23 protein-coding genes are annotated in these 23,752 nt (G+C 38.6%); 12 read left to right on the forward strand and 11 right to left on the reverse strand.

Translation table 11 applies throughout. From position 1 onward, the window contains the following. Window positions 1-121: 121 nt before the first annotated feature. The 3 genes from C502_RS0114620 to C502_RS0114630 all read right to left on the reverse strand — a co-directional run bounded on the left by C502_RS0114620 (window position 122) and on the right by C502_RS0114630 (window position 2,931). Window positions 122-1,129 (reverse strand): hypothetical protein, encoded by a 1,008-nt coding sequence (locus C502_RS0114620; RefSeq protein ID WP_018679557.1) that lies wholly within the window; start codon window positions 1,127-1,129, stop codon window positions 122-124. 31 nt (window positions 1,130-1,160) lie between these two features. Beyond that, complete coding sequence (locus C502_RS0114625) at window positions 1,161-2,456, reverse strand: YagK/YfjJ domain-containing protein (protein WP_018679558.1); 1,296 nt, start codon at window positions 2,454-2,456, stop codon at window positions 1,161-1,163. A gap of 265 nt (window positions 2,457-2,721) precedes the next feature. Beyond that, the gene (locus C502_RS0114630) at window positions 2,722-2,931 is read right to left on the reverse strand and encodes a helix-turn-helix transcriptional regulator (RefSeq protein ID WP_018679559.1); all 210 of its coding nucleotides are present in this window, start codon (window positions 2,929-2,931) and stop codon (window positions 2,722-2,724) included. Between the two features lie 220 nt (window positions 2,932-3,151). Between C502_RS0114630 and C502_RS0114635 the strand changes: the two genes are divergently transcribed. Then, window positions 3,152-4,378, forward strand: coding sequence for a hypothetical protein (locus C502_RS0114635; protein WP_004912979.1), 1,227 nt, complete (start codon window positions 3,152-3,154; stop codon window positions 4,376-4,378). 186 nt (window positions 4,379-4,564) lie between these two features. Here C502_RS0114635 and C502_RS0114640 read toward each other — a convergent pair whose 3' ends face one another. From C502_RS0114640 to C502_RS0114650, 3 genes are all read right to left on the reverse strand, one after another. Beyond that, window positions 4,565-5,077, reverse strand: a complete 513-nt coding sequence (locus tag C502_RS0114640; protein WP_018679561.1) for a hypothetical protein — start codon at window positions 5,075-5,077, stop codon at window positions 4,565-4,567. A gap of 103 nt (window positions 5,078-5,180) precedes the next feature. Continuing rightward, the gene (locus C502_RS0114645; protein WP_018679562.1) at window positions 5,181-5,492 is read right to left on the reverse strand and encodes a hypothetical protein; all 312 of its coding nucleotides are present in this window, start codon (window positions 5,490-5,492) and stop codon (window positions 5,181-5,183) included. A 182-nt stretch (window positions 5,493-5,674) separates the two neighbouring features. Continuing rightward, a complete protein-coding gene (locus C502_RS0114650) occupies window positions 5,675-5,950 on the reverse strand; it encodes a hypothetical protein (RefSeq protein ID WP_018679563.1) in 276 nt (91 codons plus the stop codon). A 795-nt stretch (window positions 5,951-6,745) separates the two neighbouring features. Between C502_RS0114650 and C502_RS0114660 the strand changes: the two genes are divergently transcribed. From C502_RS0114660 to C502_RS0114675, 4 genes are all read left to right on the forward strand, one after another. Further along, the gene (locus C502_RS0114660) at window positions 6,746-7,063 is read left to right on the forward strand and encodes a hypothetical protein (RefSeq protein WP_023274813.1); all 318 of its coding nucleotides are present in this window, start codon (window positions 6,746-6,748) and stop codon (window positions 7,061-7,063) included. Window positions 7,064-7,126: 63 nt separating this feature from the next. After that, entirely contained in the window at window positions 7,127-8,182 is a 1,056-nt protein-coding gene (locus C502_RS0114665) for a DUF932 domain-containing protein (protein ID WP_018679566.1), read from the forward strand. A 146-nt stretch (window positions 8,183-8,328) separates the two neighbouring features. Beyond that, on the forward strand, window positions 8,329-9,456 hold the full coding sequence (locus C502_RS0114670) for a YqaJ viral recombinase family nuclease (RefSeq protein WP_018679567.1): 1,128 nt from the start codon (window positions 8,329-8,331) through the stop codon (window positions 9,454-9,456). A 146-nt stretch (window positions 9,457-9,602) separates the two neighbouring features. Beyond that, a complete protein-coding gene (locus C502_RS0114675; RefSeq protein WP_004801544.1) occupies window positions 9,603-10,502 on the forward strand; it encodes a recombination directionality factor in 900 nt (299 codons plus the stop codon). A gap of 103 nt (window positions 10,503-10,605) precedes the next feature. Here the strand turns inward: C502_RS0114675 and C502_RS0114680 are convergent, their stop codons facing one another. The 3 genes from C502_RS0114680 to C502_RS0114690 form a co-directional block, all read right to left on the reverse strand. Further along, the gene (locus tag C502_RS0114680) at window positions 10,606-10,878 is read right to left on the reverse strand and encodes a hypothetical protein (RefSeq protein WP_005159403.1); all 273 of its coding nucleotides are present in this window, start codon (window positions 10,876-10,878) and stop codon (window positions 10,606-10,608) included. A gap of 14 nt (window positions 10,879-10,892) precedes the next feature. Then, window positions 10,893-11,774, reverse strand: coding sequence for a copper resistance D family protein (locus C502_RS0114685; RefSeq protein WP_004722341.1), 882 nt, complete (start codon window positions 11,772-11,774; stop codon window positions 10,893-10,895). A gap of 68 nt (window positions 11,775-11,842) precedes the next feature. Next, complete coding sequence (locus C502_RS0114690) at window positions 11,843-12,223, reverse strand: copper resistance CopC family protein (RefSeq protein WP_005198558.1); 381 nt, start codon at window positions 12,221-12,223, stop codon at window positions 11,843-11,845. A gap of 280 nt (window positions 12,224-12,503) precedes the next feature. Between C502_RS0114690 and C502_RS0114695 the strand changes: the two genes are divergently transcribed. Continuing rightward, window positions 12,504-14,867, forward strand: a complete 2,364-nt coding sequence (locus C502_RS0114695; RefSeq protein ID WP_004722339.1) for a heavy metal translocating P-type ATPase — start codon at window positions 12,504-12,506, stop codon at window positions 14,865-14,867. Between the two features lie 78 nt (window positions 14,868-14,945). Here C502_RS0114695 and C502_RS0114700 read toward each other — a convergent pair whose 3' ends face one another. Together C502_RS0114700 and C502_RS0114705 are read right to left on the reverse strand one after the other, a co-directional pair. Continuing rightward, window positions 14,946-16,322 (reverse strand): heavy metal sensor histidine kinase, encoded by a 1,377-nt coding sequence (locus C502_RS0114700; protein WP_004801537.1) that lies wholly within the window; start codon window positions 16,320-16,322, stop codon window positions 14,946-14,948. Next, window positions 16,312-16,995 carry a heavy metal response regulator transcription factor gene (locus C502_RS0114705; protein ID WP_004722337.1) on the reverse strand — a complete coding sequence of 228 codons (684 nt, stop codon included), beginning with the start codon at window positions 16,993-16,995 and terminating at the stop codon, window positions 16,312-16,314. The genes C502_RS0114700 and C502_RS0114705 overlap by 11 nt, the downstream gene beginning before the upstream one ends. Window positions 16,996-17,145: 150 nt before the next feature. Here C502_RS0114705 and C502_RS0114710 point away from each other — a divergent pair, with 150 nt between their 5' ends. The 6 genes from C502_RS0114710 to C502_RS0114735 all read left to right on the forward strand — a co-directional run bounded on the left by C502_RS0114710 (window position 17,146) and on the right by C502_RS0114735 (window position 23,740). Then, window positions 17,146-17,496, forward strand: coding sequence for a hypothetical protein (locus C502_RS0114710; protein WP_002058521.1), 351 nt, complete (start codon window positions 17,146-17,148; stop codon window positions 17,494-17,496). Between the two features lie 88 nt (window positions 17,497-17,584). Further along, window positions 17,585-19,468 (forward strand): copper resistance system multicopper oxidase, encoded by a 1,884-nt coding sequence (locus C502_RS0114715; protein WP_018679568.1) that lies wholly within the window; start codon window positions 17,585-17,587, stop codon window positions 19,466-19,468. Continuing rightward, window positions 19,455-20,348 carry a copper resistance protein B gene (locus C502_RS0114720; protein ID WP_018679569.1) on the forward strand — a complete coding sequence of 298 codons (894 nt, stop codon included), beginning with the start codon at window positions 19,455-19,457 and terminating at the stop codon, window positions 20,346-20,348. Before C502_RS0114715 ends, C502_RS0114720 begins: the two co-directional genes overlap by 14 nt. A 112-nt stretch (window positions 20,349-20,460) precedes the next feature. Next, complete coding sequence (locus C502_RS0114725) at window positions 20,461-20,865, forward strand: hypothetical protein (RefSeq protein ID WP_005198552.1); 405 nt, start codon at window positions 20,461-20,463, stop codon at window positions 20,863-20,865. 80 nt (window positions 20,866-20,945) lie between these two features. Further along, window positions 20,946-22,250, forward strand: a complete 1,305-nt coding sequence (locus tag C502_RS0114730; protein ID WP_018679570.1) for a TolC family protein — start codon at window positions 20,946-20,948, stop codon at window positions 22,248-22,250. Continuing rightward, complete coding sequence (locus C502_RS0114735; RefSeq protein ID WP_004912818.1) at window positions 22,250-23,740, forward strand: efflux RND transporter periplasmic adaptor subunit; 1,491 nt, start codon at window positions 22,250-22,252, stop codon at window positions 23,738-23,740. Before C502_RS0114730 ends, C502_RS0114735 begins: the two co-directional genes overlap by 1 nt. Window positions 23,741-23,752 lie beyond the last annotated feature (12 nt).

The raw sequence follows: 23,752 nt of genomic DNA on the forward strand, positions 1-23,752 counted from the left end.
TTCATCTTAAGTCCATAATGGAAAAATTTAATAAGTTATAGCATCAAAGTTACAATCTGTGAAAAATAAAAATAGCCTTAACTTAAGGCTATTTTTTTATATCTATTTTTAGCTTTATTTACTATACATTACCTGTGTAGGTTTTCCATGCATAAGTAATACCATTGCCTTTATAGCGATAAAAACCAAGTGGCTCATGGACTCGTTCGATAAGTTGTAACCATGCTTTTTGGACGATACCTTGTCCATCGTAGCAATGGGTGTGCTTAGGCTCTGGAAAAATACCTTGAAGTTGATAATCATGGCAGACCCATTCCCATTGTTCTTTGAGTAAGGGCATATAGTTTTCTTCATTCCCAATGATGTAAACAAATGCCTGTGCAGTTAGCCCTTGATCAAGACCTTTGACGATGCGCCATTGAATATCATAAAGTTTCTCTGTGAGTTGCCCAGCTTTATGTAACCACTGGAAGTATTGCTTTAACACTTTTACAGATATTTTCTCCGCATCTTCCTGAGTCTCATAATGAGGTGGATCAGTTTGTGCAATCAAAGGTAGCTCTAGGAAAATACAATTAGCTTGGTCTTGTGTTTGCATTACACGTCGGAAAACAGTTTTTTGTTCATTACGAAGTTTTTGCACTTGCGCTTCATATTTATTGGCGTGAAGCTTAGCTTTGGCAACGTATAGTTCACCACGAAAACGATTGAAGTTATTTTGAAATATAGTGATAGGAATGGGTTGGGGGGAAGTCACCAAACCAATATTTTGAACTGCAAACTGATGAAAGACTTTTAAGTGAGGGTGAGCTTCAAAGCCTTGAAAAAGGTCGATAAAATGAGCAAAATTTTTTACTTGATCTAGAATCCAAACACATAATTGATTCATCTGCGGATAAGGTATAGTTGGCGTAGCTTTAGGAAGCACCTTAATTTTATCTTGTTCTAACAGTTTCGTAGCATTGATCAAACCGAATGCGATTTGATTAAACATTGGATCTCCATAAATAGGTCTGACCATTGTGCCATTTGTAGGAAAGCCAACACTTCCATTCGGATATACATGGGGTGGTGTTTGTACCATGTTAAAAAAATTAGGTTGTGTATTTTGTACAAAAACTTGGTTCATTTGGGAATACTCTGTAATTCGGTTAAATGGATTAATAATGTTGAGTTAGGTTTGGGCGACCTATTTCTTTACGGTGATGAGGCAAGATGCCAGTGTTGAGTGTTTTGACTCGTTCTAAGTTGCTATGTAATACGTACTGTTCAAACTTGGCAAAGTAGTGAATAACTTTTGCAATATTGTCGTATTTGGCTTGATCATCACGGCTGATCACACCCAAGGCATCGTATTTGTACTTCTTACGATTCTTGCTGGTATTACAGTTAAAATAGCTATGATTCCCATCAATTTGTTGATCCCACATCTCGCCAATCATCCGACCTAAGCTAATGTCTTCACGGTGATGACTACCATTGAAAAAGAAAAAACAGTGGATGTGTAAGGCCTGATCTACGCCATATTCCAGCTTCGTGACGTAGCCTGCTAAATGTACAGACTCTCTACGACGCAGTTTCTGCATTAAAGTATGGAAATTACTCACGATTTCTTTAGGCGTAAAATTTTTCTTGTCGTCGGGTAGATACAAGTCAACACGTACACCAATTAAACGTGAGTAATGTTTACGAAGTTTATTGATATATTGGAGTACTTTTTTTTCACGCCGCCTCGCTACCTTTCGACGATCATTCACACGCTGTACATATTTTGGAGAGCGTAAATATTCAAATAGCGTTTTAATAAAGAAATTAATGAGCATCGCGACAGAGATTTTCTGACCTGTAGGTACACCATTGGCATCAATTTCATTCAATTGGTCATATGGATATGCAATTAAGTCATAAATACAATCTTGATATGGTCTCAATACCTTATTAAAAGCCGCCAATACAGCATCATATTGCTCACATCGATATGCTATCGGTGACTTTATTTGTTTTGAATTAACTAGAAAGTTTCGGATTAGTTCCAGTATTGGAGGATATATAAGCATCCATTGATCATTGAATAAGCTTCCTGATTTAGGCTTATCTTTTTGATATAGGTAGGTAGCTTTCTGTAGATTTACTTCGTGACATAAGCGAATCGCATGACTGCAAACGCTCATTGCAGGATTCCATGGTTTCTTCTTAAATAAGCTGATTGTATGATGTTTTGAGAATTCTTCATGATCATCTGTTTCAGGGTAACAGTCATATAAAAATTGATTAGCTTCATTAACTTCATCTATCTGTCCTGATAGATATTCTTCAGTATCATCATTAGATGATGATTCTTCCCGTTCAGCTAAACTTGATCCTACAATCAAAGCATGAGGTTCAAGTCGAAGTGCCATTTCTTCTGTCGTAGACCTAAATTCAATTATCTTTATATCTGGGTATTCTTGTTCCATAGATATAGCTCCAATTAGTAAAAAAATACAATTGTCTAAATCTGACCTATAGTATGTGTAGAATAGAGATATGATGAATTGATCTAATATATTTAATGAATTTAAATAACCTATTGAATATATTAGGTATATATATTAATCATATAAACTACATCAGCAAAGATCAGAGACAATAACGGTGTATCAGGGGACTTGAGATCAAGCCCCATCCTTAATATCGGTAAATTACTGTTTCTGCGTGATTGAAAAGATAAGCACTTGGTGCTTATGCTTTTTTCGATAAAAGCCAAGCATTAAGCTCGTGTTGAAACCAGCCTACGGCAGATACTGAAATTTTGATGGATTTAGGGAACGTTGGATCATAACGAGGTGACTTCTTGTTAAGAAGCTCATAGATACTTGATCTGGAAATACCCGTGATATCTACAACTTCTTTGATCCGTAGAACTTTTAGTGATGGCTGATTGTTTTGCATGGGAAAACCCTCCGATTACGAGAGTATTCTGTGCTAATGTAATTCGAATTAAGTCCATTTCGTAATTCTATTTTTTAATATGAGCTCAAAAAACATACAATTCCCAAAGGAAATCATTCATCACGTATTCAGAAACCTGATTGTTCAATCAATTACAATTCAAAAACTTGATAAAAGTCACCCTAAACTTATAAGCAATATGAAAAGGTTAAGGGATGAAATGCATAATGATTTTGTTAATGATTTTTTTGAATTTTATACATGTTATAAATTAGATTCAGAGCGGAAGAAAACACTGATATCTTCATTGTTTAAAAATAATCGTTTTATAGACCATGCTTTTAATTATTTTGAAACGGGAGCCCTAGGTATATCTGAGGATATTCTAAAATCTCATGCACTTACGCTCGAGCAAGTCGTGAATATTATTAAATATAGAGAGCCTGAGTTTTTAGAAAATGTAAGTAGGATTAGTAAGCATCTTGAAATCGAAAATTTCCTTGCTGACACAACACGTGAATACTACATTTCGGATTTGTTGATTGATTTACCTATTGATCAACTGGTTTATGACTACATTTATTTTCAGTTACTTATTGAAAAGTATCAATATAGTGCTGACGGCGAATATCAAGCAGAACTGAGCAATCCAATTGATATCGCAAAAATGTTCAGGCCACTCAATCATTATTTACGCTTTTTTTCACCAAAGTTTACAACCTCATTTGTGGAATACAAAGAAGTAAAAAAAGGGCCATTAAGGTATGATTACTTAAGCTATAACCTAAGAATTGATGAACCCACTGAGAATATTGCGGATAGTATGACGACATTTTTTCTGCAATACATTGCACATCGGGTCTGGTTTTATCATGACGTTGCCGATGTTGATAATGGTCAAAAGGGGATCAAGATTGAAGAATTACACGAAATCAGTAAGATTTTACAGACACTGGATTTGAGGTCGAATGTAGAACATAACTATGAAAAAAATATTTCAGTGCAGACAGATTTAGTCGCATTGTGGTTGTATGAAATAAACAAAGAGAAAAAAGCCAATAAACGCAATGAGATTTGTAGGCGGGAATTTGCCAAACTTGAGAACTTAAATCCAGAGGAGAGGCCTGATAAGGCTAAGTTTTTTAATACAGTTGATTTGTTACTTCAACAAGAAAAAACGGATATGAAGCCGTTGGCATTCTTGCAAGAAATATCTGAACGATTAAAAAAAATTAATGCTCTTAGTAGATATGATCTAGATATTAAATTCAGCGTGACAGATAGACTGCTCAAACCAGAGAACAAAACAGAAACCAAGGTGTTGTTGTGTTCTGCCTATACACCAGTGAGTGGAAATTCAGAACGTACAAAATGTGTAGAATATATGATCTTAAACACAACAATTAGCTCGCAATATAAAGATTTACTGCAAAATATGGAAAAATAATCTAACCGTAAAAAAGCATTATTTTTCTAAAATAAAGACTAATCTTTTCAAAGCCTGAGCTTATCAAAATTGCCGTTTTTAGTATCAAATTGGCTACACTGCTGACTGGAATCAGTCAGCAGTTTTGTCGGGCATAACATCAAATTTTACGTTAGCAAACGCATCAGAATTTGATGTTTTGAGTGCCTAAAAATTATAGGTATAGGTCAAACCGCTATTGGTTGTAACCGTCACTTCACGAACATATTCAGCCGAACAGCCTAAGTAAACTTTTGCCACCGAACCATAACGCATATTTTGGTAATCATAAGTACCTTTACTTCTGCAATTACCACGATTGATTAAAACCCCTGTGATGGTGGTTGGCGCATCGTTCAATGACATGATGTTTAATAAATCACTATAGCCTGTCATGGAGTATTGTGATTCTTCACGACGGACACGTACCTCAAATTGTTCCTGTGGTGCTGCTTGTACCGGTTCAACAGGTGGATCATTCAAGTCGTATTCAGAGCTATCCACCATCGTGGTTTTAAACTTATCATCACTTGGATCTTCAGTAATTGGTGAGGATGTTTCAGTTGCATGGGTTTGAGCAGTCGTCGGTTCAGGGGCTACTTCTTTTTTAGAGGGTGGACTGCATGCACTGAGGCTAGTGATTAGCAAGCCTGAGTACAGCAATGACTTGGCCAGATTCATTGTTCAATTCCTATTCTTAAATTCTTTATTGATTGCATTGGTTGAGCCGCATGGCTCAACCAATCATTTGGTTTTTGCATTATTGTTTTGATGATTGAGATCGTTATTTACATTGACCTGAGCGGACCGACTCAACCAGACGTGGTTGAGTTTGCTCAGCACTCAGGCGTAGGCAAATCACCTTTTTTGATTTGGCAGAACTGGAAATCAATTCCTCACCCTGAATTGGGTTTGCTCCACCAGCGTTATACACCATATAGCGTTTGCCTGAAGTCGTTTTAAACGTAAATGCATCACCTGACTCGCTAAAGCCCTCAATTGTCTTCACTGTTACAGTGATCGCGTTAGAATTAGATTTAGCGAGGGCAGAAGCACACAACACACTGAGCCCCAAAGCTAAAAATAGTTTCTTCATCTTGAATCTCCTTATGCTTATTTATTTCCTAAAAATGGTGACAGGCCAGACCGCTGCTTTACCGAGATTGTAGGAATAAGGCAGGTGAGCGGTGCTGCTACAATTTTTGAAATAGACTGAGCAAATCACTGCGATAACGATGTAGCCGATAATTAAATAATTTTTCATTTTTGATTCCTGATTTATTCTTTACATTGTTGTACGGCATTCGCCATCACCGTGTTAAATTCTGGTGGTGGTTGCATGGTTTCCCGAGTGGTGACATCTGCCATGCTTTCCATAAACTCAGGCGAGTAGTGCGCCTCAACCTTGTCGTAAATACAGGAGCAGGTTGAACGATCTAGACCACCTGCCTGACAGCCTGCTTTAAAATCACGTTTGACCTTGCTGTCACATGCGACGAGTAGATTGCTAATTAAGACAAGAGTGATGACCCCGAACCACGTTTGATATTTCATAGATATTCCAATTCATGGTGATGTGTTGTTTTTAAAATCGTGATGGATTGCCTATTTATGCCAACCTGCCAGATAGACCAGCAGCCATAAAAAACCCAGCAATAAAATAAAGCTTGGTCCAAGAGCCACCACGACGATGACAACCAAAATAAGCTGTGCAATGAATTCCATGATTTTTATCCAGCACAAAACACCACTGACCAAAATGGATGCAGCAGTTAATTGATGCCTTGAATCAGTCAGGACATAGCGAAAGCGTGTGATAAATGAATGGGAATAAAATGCTTGAGAGGCGGAGAAAGTGCAGGGGAATAAAGCACAGTAAATTGCGTCATGGTTGACTCCTTAGGTATTAAGAAGTTCTACCGAATCACTGTCAATTGATTATGGTGGCAGAACGAAAGAGGGTTGACAGACTGAACCTAAGAATCAGCACACCCGAAGGTGTCCCCCTCCCGTTCTACCGCAGAGGGAGCACGAGAACTCACACCAAAAGAAAAATATCTTTTAGTGCACTTAGGAAACGGTCTGTCAAAACCGACTGACAATGTAGGTCAGCCCTTGCATCATAATCGCTGCTAAAAAACAGGTCAATTGATCTGTTTAATCATCATTCAAAAATCGCCTAAAACTGATGATAAAAAACGCATTCTAAAAAAATACAAATACATAGCATCTAGATGAGAACGGTGTTTCTCCATTTGAGACCGCACCAATACATGCTTTAGCTACATCGCAATCACTTTGCCTGCTTCCTCAGCAGGCTTTTTTTATTCATTTACAGGAAATACCACAATGAGTTTGCCATGTCCTTACTGCCAGTCTAGAGAGACGGTACAAATGCAATCCCCCCAACATTTACCCACTATTTCAACCAATAACCCTATTTCCAATAGCGTGATGTCACCGATGGCACTTGCCACTTTAGGAGTCAGTGTTTCCAAAAGTCTGAATATTCCTCCGATTGCAGGCGCAATCGTTGGGGTACTGATTGGCGGTATCTGGATGTTGATCACTGAAGATGAACAGCAACAACCACTACACCCAACTTATCGCAGACAGTATTACTGCAACAACTGTGACCGCAGCTTTAGCCCGAATTTACGCAATTAAGTATTTAGCAAAATTTAAATCGAACCCTTTTACCCATTCAAAATCGATACAGGAATTATTCTTATGGCACATTTAGTTGAAACTATGGCATTCACTGGACAAACCCCTTGGCATGGCTTAGGCAATGAACTCACACCAAACCAACCTATCGAGGTCTGGGCACAACAGGCAGGCATGGATTGGCGGATTGAATCCTCCGATGTCAGTTACATGGCACAGAATGAAAAGGGGCAAAGCATTATTATGCCGTTTGAGGAACAACGAGTGCTTTTCCGATCAGATACTCATGCACCTTTATCCGTAGTCAGCCAACGTTTTCAGGAAGTGCAACCGATGGAAATCCTACACTTCTACAAAGACCTGACAGAGCAATCAGGCTTTGAATTGGAAACCGCAGGCGTACTCAAAGGTGGTAAGAAATTCTGGGCACTGGCTAAGACTGGACAGACTTCAGCACTCAAGGGTAAGGATGTGAGTAATGGCTATATTCTACTAGCGACGGCTTGTGATGGCACTCTAGCAACCACTGCACAGTTCACCAGTATCCGGGTGGTATGTAACAATACTTTGGCAATTGCTCTCAAAGGACAAAATACCAGTGCAGGTGTGGTTAAAGTCCCACACAGCACTCGTTTCGATGCTGAGAAAGTTAAACAACAGTTGGGTATTTCAGTCCGTGCATGGGATGAACACATGTATGAAATGAAACAACTGAGCCAGCGTAAGGTAACTCAGCAGGAAGCAGCAGCCTACTTTGATGCGGTGTTTAACAATACCAACCTAACTATGGCTGAACAAGATGAAAGCATCATTCAGTTCTATCGAAATGCTGCTATGCCAAACCAAGGCATCAACACCCCAACCAAAGCGGACAATAAAACCGAGCCAAATGGACGTGCCATGTCGAAAGTCATGACCATGTTTAACGGACATGGACGTGGTGCAGAACTGAGTTCAGCCAAGGATAACGCTTATGGATTATTGTGCAGCATCACCGAGTTCTGTGACCATGAACGTCGAGCGATGAGTACCGATCATCGACTCGATTCAGCATGGTTTGGTGCAGGGGCTGCCATTAAACAGCGTGGTCTGGAACAGGCATTGAGAATGATTGCCTAAATTCAGTTTCAATTAAGCCAGCTCCATTAGCCTAAGCATACAGTAACACCGTACAAGCACAGCAACACCTTTAGCCGCACCCTCATGCGGCTTTTTTATGCCCAAAATTCAGCTTTTACGATTTTATCGATACAGGAATAATTGCAATGAATAGTCATACTCAAATTCAAAACACGCTAAATAACCCACCACTACAACCCTATTTACCGAATCTAAATCAATCCATTCAGCAGATTGAGGTGGGAACCCGAACCAAACGAGATCGACCGAATACGCAACCACGAAAGACCAAAGCCCTTACAGCAAAAAGACTTGCCAACACCAAACAGCTCAATTACCAACAATGGCTAGAGGTCAGAAAACAGGGTATTGGCAGCAGTGATGCAGCAACGGCCTGTGGACTGAATCCCTATATGTCGATGCTGGAACTGTGGATGATCAAGACAGGGCGGATGCAACAAAACATCGAGGATGAAAGTGCAGGTTACGCACCCTTGTACTGGGGAAAAAAGCTAGAACCTTTGGTGGCTGAATACTACAGCATGCACACCAATCATAAAGTCCGTCGAGTTAATGCAGTATTGCAACACCCTGATGAAGACAAACAGTTTATGTTGGCGAACTTGGATTATGCTGTAGTCGGTAATGAAGAAGTGCAAATTTTGGAATGTAAAACCGTGGGGGAATATGGCGCAAAACTATGGCGAGATGGCGTGCCTTTATATGTGCTGTGTCAGGTACAGCATCAATTGGCAGTGACAGGTAAACAGGCAGCGCATATTTGTGCCTTGATCTGTGGGCATGAAACCAAAATCTATAAAGTGACTCGTAATGAAACTGTGATTCAGCACATCATTAATGCGGAACGTCATTTCTGGCAATGTGTCGAAACAGGTATTCCACCCAGTGTAGATGCTTCGGATTCAGCAGCTAAAGCCTTGCAACAACTTTATCCTGAACAGATTCCATTAACAGTAGAAGACCTGACCCAAAATGAACAAGCTAATTATTTGTTTAATCAGTTACTAGAGGAGCGACATAAAGTTGAACAACACCAGCAGTATTTTGATGAACTGAAACATCAACTACAAATGATGATGAAAGAAGCAGAGCGAGCGGTATTTACAGGTGGTTCAGTCACATGGAAGAAATCACAAGACTCAATCAGCCTAGACAGTAAATCATTGCTTAAACAGCATCCTGAATACCTACAGCAATTTCCCCAAACCAAAGCAGGAACACGACGCTTTCAGATTTATCCGAATGGTGGATAGGGCTGATACCCAAGTAACCCATTTCAATTTAACTAACACCCCAACCAACTGATCCCATACCCCAAACAAGTATGGGATTTTTTATGCCCAAAATTTATTTATCCAAATTTAAACGCCATTTCAACATCTATATAGAGTACATCATCATGATTAAAGGTTTAGCTATTACCCCACCTGTGTTGGGGCGTATCAGTATCGGCAAAATTGTCGAAAAGAATGGAAAACGTCTGCCTGAAAAAGATGATCAATTTACCATTACCAGCCAAATCCAAAATAAAGATGGGTGGGTCAAACATCCACTGGATGAGCAACTACGTGCCAAAGCGCCCAATCAGAACCAAAAGCTGAGAAGCATTCCAGTCCGCATGATCTTCAATGATCCCGATCTCAACTTAAGAGCAGAGTACAGCCTATTTGACCGCCAAACTGGACGTTTAATCTGTTCAGGCAATGGCGAAAGCTGTCAGCGACTCGGTCAAAATGGCATTGAACAACATCCATGTCCATCACCTGATTTATGTCCATTGGCACAGGGTGGATTATGCAAGCCCTATGGCAGACTCTACGTCAACTTAGATGAATCAGATGAGTTTGGTACTTTCATCTTTAGAACCACAGGCTTTAACAGCATCCGCACTTTGGCAGCTCGACTTCGTTACTATCACGCAGCATCGGGTGACTTACTTTCTTGTTTGCCATTGCAATTGACCTTGCGAGGTAAAAGCACCACACAAAGTTACCGTACCCCGATCTACTACGTGGATCTGACTTTACGTGATGGCACAAACCTGAAAGATGCGATTAGTTCAGCCAAACAGATGGATGAACAAAGTAAGACAGCAGGGTTCTATCAGGAGGCTTTGGATCATGTGGCACGGCAGGGTTATGGTAATGCCTGCTTTGAGGTGGGAGGTGAAGAGGGTTTGGATATAGTGGAGGAGTTTTACAGCGTTGAATCTCAAACAGAGCATCAGCAAACGCATGATCTCACTCATGTTCAAGATATTCAGAAAGGCTTACAGCAGTCGGTTCAAGCTCTGAATTAAATACTGTTGGGGGCTAAGAAGCCCCCAACAGTAATATTGCTACTATTTTTTATTAAAAAATTTGAACTACTTATTGAATCAATAAACATTACTTAAGTATCGTTTATTTGGAGGGCGGTAGTACGTTAGGCTTTTGTAACATTAATCCATTTATAACTTTTTGTTGTCTACTATCCTCATTACGTAGTTGTTTATCTTTGGAATGATGGTCATCTTTATTCTCATCAACTTTGGTATCGCCATGGTTATGATCAGTAATATTACGTAATTCAGTATCATCTAAGGAGCGAATCGTTTTTGAAGTGCTAGGTTCAGCCCAAGATATTGTATTTAAAAATATGAGAAATAATAAATTGTACTTCATCCATGAAGTCATAGCGTGATCCTTTTTTACTCAATACCGACTACAGTGGTGATATAACCAGTGGCTAAAAGAATTGATAGACCTAATGACATCTCAAATAAAATGGCATAGCCCAATTGTTTCGCAAATTTCGGGTCTTGTAAGCGAGGTGTGAAATACCATTTGTTAAAGGCTGCTAACAATAAAATACTTAGGACAAATAATATTTTAATAATAAATCCATGCCCATAAGGTGTATTGATTAGAGTATTAAAATCTTTAAAGAGTAATAAAGCAATACTAAGACCACAAGCGATGAGTATTCCTACAATAAAGGCTGCTATTTGCCCAAATAGATGCATACGTTCTTTAAGTGGTAAGCCATTAATTTTTTTGCTTGTTTTCCATAATGGATAAAGCGACCCCATCCATAAGGACATTACAAGTACATGTATTGATAACAAAGCTTGAGCGAATAAGGGTAAATTCGTGACGTGTCCGAGTTGTGAAAAACTTAAAACGATTGGTGTGAGCAGTATGGTAAAGATTGCTCCTTCAGTTTTGGAAATATCAATCGTCCCTTTACTAAGTTTGACTATCATAAATATGAGTAAAAGTGCAAAACTGATTGATCGAATGATATAGACATGTCCAGTAGGAGTATTGACTAGTATATTTATATAGTTGCTATCCCACATACCTGAAAGGCCAGTGTTGGCAAAACTTCCTATAAGAATGAAGAAGCCGAGAACACTTGAAAAAAGACCTAATCCTGTACCAATAGTTATGTATTTGAGAATAGTTCCCTTTATTTCAACATAACGTCCAAGTAAGAAATAGCAGAAAGCACCACCTATAATAAATGCAATCCCTAAATATAGAATGACTTTAACCAACCATGTTGCGTATATCCAAGTCTCAGGAATCATATTTTTCTCCCACAGTTATAGCCAACGTGTCAGCAAGCTGCTTGCATGTTGGCTATTTGCATTTATTGTTATTTTACCGATTTAATAGTGAAATTATATTCACCATTCATGTTATGGCCATCGGTACCCATTGTGGTCCAAACCACCGTATATTTTCCTTTTTTTAGTTTTGGAACCGCTACGTCAAATGATTTTTTCATATCATGAGTTATTTGGTAGTTCAAAGGGATATCCTTACGTTGGGCATCAAGTAACTTAACGTTCATTAGCATGACTTCTTCACCAAAATTGAGTGTTATGTTTTTTGGTTGACTTGCTACAGAAGCATTGATCGCAGGAATTGCACTTTCAAGTTTCACGTGTGCAAATGCACTTGAAGCAGTAACAATCAGTGTTGCACCTACGAGAGTGTTACGTAGAGCTGACATTTTATTTTTGAAAATTTTCATTTCTTCATCCTCTTTAAACTAATCTTGGGCTCAGTAATGACCGAATGAAATGCATCAATTGGTTGCTTGGTCATCACCTTTCTCATGCTTATTATTAAAGGATGAGAGAAACATCCCGATGACTTCAAAATTACATTTTTGTCATTTTAAAAATTAAAAAACCACAAGTGGTACACTGGCTTTAAAGAAAACAATGATCACTAAACAAACTAATAAGAGGGAGTCTATTTCCATCTTAATGAAATTATTAATTTAAAAATTAAATATGAAGGAGGCTTTTATGGACCATCATCATGAAAACAAAGTACTCAATAACAGACTTACTGACCCTGTCTGTGGTATGACAGTTACAGAAGCATCCAAGTTTTATGAAGAAGTTAAAAATAGAACTTTTTACTTTTGTAGTGAGAAATGCCACATAAAGTTTAAAAGTGATCCTCATTTTTATATTACTAAAGTTGAGAATGTAGTTACGTTAAAAGAACCACAAAAGAGGGATGGTGAGGATTCAAATGAAGTTAATCAGCCTGCTCATGTTAATACCTTCACGATATACACTTGTCCAATGCATCCTGAAATTAGACAGAACCATGCGGGAAATTGTCCGATCTGTGGTATGTCGTTAGAGCCTTTACTTCCTGACTTAGATGACGCTGATAAAAACCCAGAACTCAAGAATTTTAAGCATAGATTTTGGTGGACCTTACCGCTAACCATTATTGTAGTTTTCTTAGCAATGTTTGGTCATCAATTGAACTGGTTCGAAATGCAGGTGCAAAGCTGGATTGAACTGGTACTGACTTTACCAATTGTTTTGTGGGCAGGAATGCCATTTTTTGTGAGATGTTGGCAGTCAATCCTTAATCGGAGTCCAAATATGTGGACCTTGATTGGAATTGGTACAGGAGCTGCTTTTATATACAGCCTTGTTGGAACAATAGTACCTCAAGTATTTCCAGACTCATTTGTATCTATGGGGCGTGTTGCTGTGTATTTTGAGGCGACCGCAGCGATTATTTCTCTCACATTGTTAGGTCAAGTGCTAGAGTTAAAAGCACGTTCCCAAACTTCAGCGGCAATTAAATCCCTACTTGGGCTAGCACCTAAAACAGCAAGAAAAATCAGTGTTGATGGTATAGAAGAAGATATTCCACTATCTCATGTACACGTAGGCGATTTATTACGGATACGCCCCGGTGAAAAAGTTCCTGTTGATGGAGTCATTACAGAAGGTTCAAGCTCTGTAGATGAATCGATGTTAACTGGTGAACCTGTGCCAGTTACAAAACGTGTGGGTGATCAAGTCATTGGTGCAACAATGAACATGAATGGTTCATTGGTGATGCGATCAGAAAAAGTTGGATCATCAACCGTACTTTCTCAAATCGTGCAAATGGTTGCTCAGGCTCAACGTTCAAAAGCACCTATGCAGCGGATGGCGGATCATGTTGCAGGACGATTTGTTATGGGGGTTATAGGTATTGCTGTTCTAACTTTTTTGGGGTGGGGGCTATTCGGACCTGAACCTAGTTGGGTTTATGGATTAATCAATGCAGTAGCTGTTTTAATCATCGCATGCCCATGTGCTTTGGGATTAGCTACGCCAATGTCAATTATGGTAGCAACAGGGCGAGGTGCATCAAATGGAGTACTTTTTCGAGACGCTGCCGCAATAGAGAATCTACGTAAAATTGATACATTGATTATTGATAAAACAGGAACTTTGACAGAAGGACAACCATCATTCAATAAAGTAGTAGCCACTTCAGGATATGAAAAGAATGAAGTCCTCCGTTTAGCTGCGAGTTTAGATCAGGGCAGTGAGCATCCTTTAGCAAATGCAATTGTACGTGCCGCCCGTGAGCGAAATCTTACTTTAAGTAAACCTACTTCATTTGAATCAGGTTCAGGTATTGGTGTTAATGGAGAGATAAACGGACAAAAATTAGCTCTAGGTAATACGGCACTGATGAAGCAATTAGGGATATCTGTTAACACTCTTATTCCACAAGCAGAGGTATTAAGAGCTGAAGGTGCCAGTGTTATGTATTTGGCAGCCGATGGAAAACTGCTAGGTCTTCTGGCAGTTTCAGATCCAATCAAAGCAAGCACTCCAGAGGCCCTTTTATCGTTGGAAGACTCAGGTTTAAGAATCATCATGGCAACAGGTGATGGGCTAACTACAGCAAAATCAGTTGGGGCTAAGTTAGGAATTAGTGAGGTTTATGGTGAGGTTAAACCTGCTGATAAATTAGATTTGGTCACAAAATTGCAAAAAGAAGGGAGAATTGTTGCTATGGCTGGTGATGGAATTAATGATGCACCAGCCTTGGCTCAAGCTGATATTGGAATCGCAATGGGCACGGGTACTGATGTAGCAATGAATAGTGCCCAAGTTACATTAGTAAAAGGTGACTTACGTGGTATTGAAATTGCTCGTTCTTTATCAGAGGCAACTGTTAAAAATATGAAACAAAACTTGATGTTTGCTTTCCTCTATAATGGATTAGGTATCCCTTTGGCTGCTGGTGTACTGTATCCATTTACTGGCTGGTTACTCTCGCCTATGATTGCTGCATTAGCAATGAGCCTAAGCTCAGCATCGGTAATTGGTAATGCCTTACGATTACGTCATCAAAAATAATCACGACTTACCACTCATTAGCGTAAGTTAATGAGTGGTAAGCATCATTAGAATGAGTGCTTAATAACCGAGATATCACTAATTTTTAAAGATAATTTTAAAAGAAATATGTCCCTCGTTATAAGTCGCTTGAATGGAAGCTCCATGCACATCAAGAATAGATTTGGTAATTGCTAAACCAAGGCCAGTACCTTCTTCAACTCTCTGTCTAGATACATCTGTTCGATAAAAACGATCGAATAACCGATTAAGTTGTTCTGATGATAGTGGGGAGCTTTCATTTTCAATGATGAATGTTGTTGTATCAAAGTTTTGTTGGCATGTGATTTTGATGACCGAATCTGATTTGCCATATTTAATTGCATTCGATAACAAATTACTTAAAGCGCGGCGTAGCATTAAAGGATCACCTTTTATACTACCTGAACCACTCTGTTCGAGTGACATTCCCTTTTCAGCAGCGATAGCATCATAAAAATCAAATAATGCTGAAACTTCTTTAACTAAATTAACCTGTTGTAGGTTAGGTAAATGTAGACCATGTTCTGCTTTTGCCAAAAATAGCATATCAGAGACCATGCGAGCTAAATGCTCAAACTCTTCTAAATTTGAAAATAGAACTTCCTGATAAGTATTAATATTTCGACTACGAGATAAACATACTTGAGTTTGAGTCATCAAATTGTTAATAGGTGTTCTTATTTCATGAGCAAGATCAGATGAAAAATCTGAAAGTTTTTCTACTGCGGCTTCTAGCCGATCTAACATATCATTAAAAGCGACAGCCAGTGATTTAAGTTCGGTTGGAGTATTTTCGACTTCTAAACGTTCAGAAAGATGTTGGGCTGAGATACCCTCTGCTACTTTTGCCATTTGTTGTACTGGACGTAGCCCTCGCCATGCTGCGAACCACCCTAAGAACATTAAACAAATTGTACCCACAAATCCAATGTATAAAAGTTGACGTCTAAAGTCATTTAAGAAATGTAGATGCTCAGAGGTATCGATTCCAACAATAATCTGAGCTGATATAAACGAGTCATTATGATCAAAAGTCTTTTTATAAATTAAGCCACGATAAGTCTTATTTTTAATTTTCCATTCAAGCCATGGATCTTGTTTTGATTTGTTGAGTGCTTGGGGATGAATTACTGATGGTGCTGAGCTAAAAATAACTTGACCTGTTGGACGTTCAATCTGAACAATCAGATCGTGATGTCCAATTAAGGCATCTTTTAAATATAAATTTAGTTCTTGAGAGTTAGATGGGTTCTGTTCAAGTAGATTCTCTATAAGTTGAATTTTGCCTTCTAATTGAGTTCGGTCTTGAGCTTCAAAATGATGCATTACGAGCTTGTGAATAACCAACCCCATAATCATTAAGATGATAACAGTAGAAAGAGAAAAGATGATTGCTATACGAAAGCTGATTGCATTAAACAATTTACGAGTCATCTTCTACCTCTAAAACATACCCCATTCCACGTATGTTCTGTATCAGCTTTGGGCTAAAATTACTGTCAATTTTACTGCGCAAACGTTTGATAGCGACTTCTACAACGTTGGTATCACTATCAAAATTCATGTCCCATATTTGAGAGGCAATGAGCGTACGAGGTAATATCTCACCACGTCTACGCATAAATAATTCCATCAGCGCGAATTCTTTAGCTGTTAAGTCAATACGTTGCCCAGCGCGAGTGACGCGGCGTTTACGAAGATCAAGTTCAAGATCAGCAATTGTAATAAGGTTACTATCTTCTTTTTGTTGTCCCCGTCGGAGTAAGCTTTTAATTCGTGCTAATAACTCAGCAAAAGCAAAAGGCTTGACTAGATAATCATCAGCACCTAAATCCAAGCCTTTCACACGATCTTCAATTTGATCACGTGCTGAAAGAAAAAGAATAGGCATAGTTTTGCCACTTTTTCGGATATCATAAATGATATCCCAACCATCTAGCTTTGGAAGCATCACATCTAAAATGATGAGGTCATATTCTTCGGAAAGCGCTTGATGTTTACCAGATAATCCATCCGTTACCCAATCCGTTATATACCCAGCTTCAGATAGACCTTGTTTAAGGTAGTCACCGGTTTTTTGTTCATCTTCAACTAGTAAGATTCTCATTGATAAAAATCCCATATCACTCATTAAGAACATAATAACGTTATAAATACGTGATTCGTTGTAGATTACAAAAATGTCATTTTCATGTCACATAGATGTTTAGTGAAGGCCTTTAAGGTATTTACATAAAGTTAATTTTTGGAGCAAAACATGAAAACTCTATTCCGTCGTAGCTTAACTACACTTATGTGTATTGGAACTTTAATTGCAGGAACTCAGTCTTGGGCAGCCGATGCTAAACAGGGAACCACTGTAGTCACTGAAACTAAAGCGGACTCAAAAATGTCAGAGAAATGCCAAAAACCTTGTAATATGAAGAATGATGAGAAAACCCAACAGGATCATAGTCAGCATGAGCATGGCAATATGGCTGATATGTCTCAGATGGATCACTCTAAGATGATGAATATGGATCAGTCTAAAATGGGTAATATGGATCATTCAAATATGATGAACATGGACCACTCAAAGATGAACATGTCAAATACATCAAATAAATAACAAATACGATAAATGAAAGATTGGGGAGATTAAAGCGAATAATTGGTTTGCTTGAGCTCCCCATCTTTATATTAGATAGGTGAAATAAATGTCTAAAAAATTAAGTCATGTCCTTTTAATAGGAGTAGGTTTATTTTCATCAACTTGGGTTGTGGCAGCGGTTAAAGAATATGATTTAACAATCGCTGAGCAAACGGTGAATATCACAGGTAAGCCTTTAAAACGAATTACGGTCAACGGGAAATTTGTTGCACCTCTTCTTGAATTTGAGGAAGGTGATGATGCTATTATTCGTGTCCATAACAAGCTAAAAAAACAAGATTCTTCTATTCATTGGCATGGTTTAATTTTACCGGGCATCATGGATGGCGTACCCGGATTTAATCAGTTTGATGGTATTGCCCCTAGTAAGACCTATGAATATAAGTTTAAGGTACGCCAAAATGGTACCTATTGGTATCATTCGCATAGTAAAGGTCAAGAGCAAGAGGGCTTGTATGGTCCGTTAGTCATTTACCCAAAAAATAGGACACCTTTAACTGTAGCTGAGAAAACAGATAAGGATTATGTTGTATTGCTCTCAGATTTTCATGATTCAACTAGTGATAAAATCATGAATAATCTAAAGAAAGAAGCTGACTATTATCAGAACCGTCGTGAAACTGTTTTTGATGTTTTTAAACAAATTAAAAAAGATGGTTTAAAAGCAACATGGCAAGACCGTTCGATGTGGAACCAGATGCGAATGCTCAAGACTGATATGTCTGATGTGACAAAATATACTTTTTTGATGAATGGTAAGACTCCAGAACAAAATTGGATTGGTAATTTTAAGACGGGTGAAAAAGTACGTCTTCGGTTCATTAATGCCTCAGCAATGTCATTCTTTGACGTCAGAATCCCTAACTTGAAAATGACGGTAGTCAGTGCAGATGGGCAGCCAGTGAAACCTGTTCCTGTTGATGAATTCAGAATAGGAACGGCTGAAACGTATGATGTTATTGTAGAACCCAAACAATCAAATTATCAAATTGAAGCAGAATCAATTGATAGGAGTGGCTTTTCAGTTGGTTCATTACATGATGAAAATACTCCTCCAATAAATCAAATCAAAATGCCGAAGTCACGTCCTCGTTCTTTATTAACTATGGAAGATATGGGGATGGATCACGATATGTCTTCAATGAAGGGCATGAATCACGACATGTCTTCGATGAAAGGTATGGATCATGACATGTCTTCGATGAAAGGTATGGATCATGACATGTCTTCAATGAAAGGCATGGATCAAGATATGTCTTCAATGAAAGGCATGGATCACGATATGTCGTCTATGACAGACAGCTCAAAAGATCAATCTATGTCAGGTATGAACCATGGCATGCAAATGACTACATCTAATGCACCTACACAAGAAAAGAATGGTGATGTTGTATATGGCTGGGCAAATGCTTCAACACCTGTTGGTCAAAAAGCACTTCAATATAGTGACTTACAATCTTTAAAGCCTCAACCAGATACTCGTGCCCCTGAACGTGAAATGGAAATCCGTCTTGGTGGGAACATGGAGCGCTATATTTGGACAATTAATGGTAAGAAGTTTAATGAAACAGAACCATTCAAAGTGAAATACGGGGAACGTATACGCTTGAAATTTGTGAATGACAGTATGATGGCTCACCCAATGCACTTGCACGGTATGTTTATGCAGCTTGAAAATGGTCAAGATCCAAGTAATATGCCGAATAAACATACCATCATTGTGCCACCGGGGAAAACAGTTACAACTTTACTTACTGCTGATGAATTAGGTGAATGGGCTATCCACTGCCATTTGTTATATCACATGGCCGCTGGAATGATGAACAAACTCATTGTGGCAAGTGTAGATAGCAATGATGATGATACGAAAAGTATCGTTGCCCAACCTCAAACTAGCCATGAGGGAGTGAATCAACATGCACATCACTAAACAGTTATATTCAAAAACAATTTTATCTGTTGCTTTATTTAGTTTAGCAGGTATGGCATTTGCGAATGATAATTCGACTGAAAATTTAAATAAGAGTACGTCAAGTATGAATGTGCTTTTAAGAGAATCAGGCGGATTAGGCTATGTTGAACGTAATACTGATCAAAAGTCTTCAAACAGCAAAGAACTTGAAACTTTAGCTTTTAGCCAAAATCATAAAAAACATTTGAACGAGCATGGTGGGCAAATCTATCAAACAACTAAATTTTCCAATGAGTGGATAGTTGATAAAGATGGAAAGGGCAGCTTAGGTTCGAGTTTCGAGGCATTGATTGGAACAGATGAAAATCGAATGTTTGTTGAAGCTAATATGAATAAAGCGGAGAGTAATGACCCCAAATATGATGTATCAGCTCTTTACAGTAGAAATGTTGCAGCATTTTGGGATGTACAAGCTGGGGTAAGGTATAGTGAGGACAAAAATAACCGTAATAGTAATCGCATTGATGGCGTTATTGGATTATTAGGTCTTGCTCCTTATTTCTTTGAGACAAAAGCTTACCTTTATGGTGGTGAAAATAATTTTTGGGGAGCCAGTTTTGAGTTTGATCGAGATCTATTACTCACTCAAAAGCTAATTACTCAGCCATATATTGCAGCAGATATTGTGCTTAATGATAATTCAGATTTTGCTGCAAAGTCAGGTTTGTCTGAGTTAAAGACAGGTATAAAAACTCGTTACGAGATTAATAAGCGTATCAGACCATTTGTTGATGTCGCTTATCAATATGAAAAAGGGCAGAAATTAACGACTTTTCAAGAAGCTACAGATTCTGAAAAAGGGTGGTTATACGGGGCAGGTATTGAATTAGTTTTCTAATTTTGTCTCGATATTAAAATAGCAGCCTTAAGGCTGCTATTTTAATGAATAAAATTGCTAATTTTTTCTAAATCTGTAAAACTAAAAAAGCTTAAATTTTGGTCATGACGTTATGCACTGGTTAAAAACATGCCTTTCGCTGTTTTTATCATTTGCTATCCTCATCGTAGGATCGGCAGCAGCTGCTGCATCTGTACATAGTCCATGTTTAATGTCATCTCAAGATATGCAATCCATGCAAATGATGAATTCTGAAGATCATGAAAAAGCAAGTGCTATGCACATGGATTGTATGAAAGCTGAAGTAAAGATTAAGAAGCAATTACATGATCCATCATGTATGTCTAAGCAAGATTGTATTATGTCATTTTCTAAAATTGCATATACATCTACAGCACTAGGTGTTTTGCAATCTATGGTTTCTTCCCCTGTGGAACAGTCTGCTTTTTCTCCATTAAATCAAAATTTCACCTCATCTGATCCTTCCAATTTATGGAAACCCCCACGCTCTAATTAATTTGATGACTAATCATCATTCATAGAGTTTTCTATGGATGTTCTGCACGTGCGCGTGTACATCATTTTAGAGCTAAAAATATGAACTTTAATAAAGAAAAGCTGTCCCTAAAATGGGGTGGATGCTCAATTGCGACGATCTGTTTTTTCTTGAGTTATGGTCATGCTTATGCCCAGCCATTGACTTTGGATACAGCATTGAAGCTTGCTGAGCAATATGCACCTACTCTAAGGGCCAATAGTGCTCAGATTGAAGGCGCTGAGAATATGGTTTCAGCTTCCGGTATCTTACCCAATCCTAAACTGTTTGTTGGCTTAGATAATTACCCCGTGTCTGGCGATGCCGCATGGTCAGTCACACAAGAAGGCATGACGATGAAAAAGATTGGCATCATGCAAGATTTTCCAAATCGTGCCAAAAGATTGGCCGAAATAGAATTAGCAAAAGCTGAATTGGGTTCAGCTAATGCTCAGACAGAAATTCTTCGTATTGAGTTACGTCAAAAAGTAGCATCGGTATGGCTTAAGCGTTTTTATCTTGAGCGTAAACTGGCCTTATATGATGACCTTCTTTCAGAAAATGGATTGTTATTCCAGATTACGCAGACACAGGTTACATCTGGTCGGACTATGGTTACTAATGCGATTTCCCCTAAGCTGGACAAAACGGTTTTACTTGATCAAAAAGATGATTTACTTCGAGATTTAAATAAAGCAAAGCTAGAATTACACCGATTAATCAGTGCGGATTCTAGTCGTACAACTGAAATAGAAAGTTTGCCTAGCCAAGAACCTGTAATTAATTTTGATACATCACGTTTATATCATCATCTGCATCAACTTCCTGAATTGAAAGCATTTCAAGCAGAAAGGCAAACTGCTGAAGCCAAACTTAAGCAAGCTCAAGCCCTACAAAAATCAGATTGGAGTATCGAGTTTGCCTATCAGCACCGTGCTCCTGAATTTGGAGATATGATTGGTGTGCACCTGACAACGGAACTACCAGTATTTTCAAAAAAACGTAGTAGTTCATTGGTTCAAGCCATTTTAGCGGAACAAAACAGGATTACAGCAGATCAGGAGATAAAATACCGCGAGCATCTCACTATGTTAGATGAGGGGCTATCGGACTTAAAAGCCCTTGATCAACAAATCCAACGTACAGTTCAAAGTACACTTCCTTTGACTAAACAAAAAGTAAATTTACAGCTAGCAAGTTATCAGGCTGGTAAAGCCAATTTGTCAGATGTCATTGAGACACGACAAGCATTACTAAATCAGCGATTACGCCTCATCGATTTACAACAACAGCAAGCAATGATCAAAGCCCAGCTCTATTTTTCTTTTGTAGAACCGACCTTAAACCATGCTGAGGAGTCACGATAATGTTAAAAAATAAATTAGCATTCGTAATTGCTGGCTTGATTGTGGGCAGCTTGGGAATCGGTAGTGGTGCTGGATATTGGTATGCTCATCAAAATGATAAAAAGCAAACTGTAAGTGATCAGGCAACTGCTAAAGTGTTGTACTGGTACGATCCAATGAAACCAGAACAGCATTTTGATAAGCCGGGGAAATCCCCTTTTATGGATATGCCGTTAGTCCCTAAATATGCGGATGAAAGTACTTCTGGAATGACTGAAAGTGCAGGAGTAAAGATTGATCCATCTCTTCAACAAAATCTAGCCATTCGTTATGCCACAGTCGAACAAGTTGTAATGGGTAATACTTTGTTAACCAATGGCATATTACAAGCGAATGAACGACAGATAGCGATTCTGCAAACACGGGCAAGTGGTTTTGTTCAGCGTGTCTATGGTCATGCAGTCGGAGATATAGTGACTCAAGGGAGCCCGATTGCTGATATTTCAATACCAGAATGGACTGGGGAGCAGACCGAGTTTTTGGCAGTACTTAAAATAGGAGACCGTTCTCTTATTCAAGCAAGTCGACAACGCCTACGGCTTCTGGGAATCCCACCAAATGTGATCCATCAAGTCGAACAAACACATCAAGTACAATCTAATATGACTTTGAGTGCTCCTATAAGTGGATTCATTGACTCATTAGAAGTTCATAGTGGAATGACTTTAACTATGGGGCAAACACTTGCTTCAATTAAAGGAATTAATCCAATTTGGTTAGAAGCAGCAGTGCCTGAAACGCAAATTGCTGGAATAAAACGAGGTGCTAAAGTCGAAGCAACTTTTGCTGCATATCCTCAAAAAGTGTCTGGTAAAGTCATTGATATTTTACCAACACTAGATACCACAAGCAGAACCATAAAAGTTCGTATTGAGTTACCCAATAGAGAGGGACAACTCAAGCCAGGAATGTTTGCTTCTGTCAAATTCTCCAACAATCCTCAAAGCAGTTTAGTTGTGCCAGAGCAAGCTGTTATACGTACCGGTACTCGTAATATCGTCATTGTGGCACATGAACAAGGGCGTTTTGAACCTGTTGTTGTACAGTTAGGGCAGAGTGATGGAAATAAAATAGCAATTCTACAGGGTTTGAACGCTGGTCAGAAAGTAGTGGTTTCGGGACAATTCATAATTGATTCTGAGGCCAATTTACAGGGTGTACTGGATAAGTTAAACACTGGACAATCGATTACTTCATCTCAAGTAACTAAGGCATCAATATACCAAGGCATTGGTAAAGTGGAAAAAGTTACAGCTCAAGACATTACCATTTCACATCAGGCAATTGCTGAGTTGGGTTGGGGGGCTATGACCATGGGCTTTAAACAACCAGTACAACCATTTACCCAAATTCAGCAAGGAGATCAGGTCAGTTTCCGCTTTACACATGTTGGGGATGCTTATGTGATTTCTGACATTTCCAAGATGTCTATGACATCTATGAAGAACTAAACGGGAGAACCA

The organism is Acinetobacter tjernbergiae DSM 14971 = CIP 107465 (assembly GCF_000374425.1).
In the GTDB taxonomy this organism is placed as follows: domain Bacteria; phylum Pseudomonadota; class Gammaproteobacteria; order Pseudomonadales; family Moraxellaceae; genus Acinetobacter; species Acinetobacter tjernbergiae.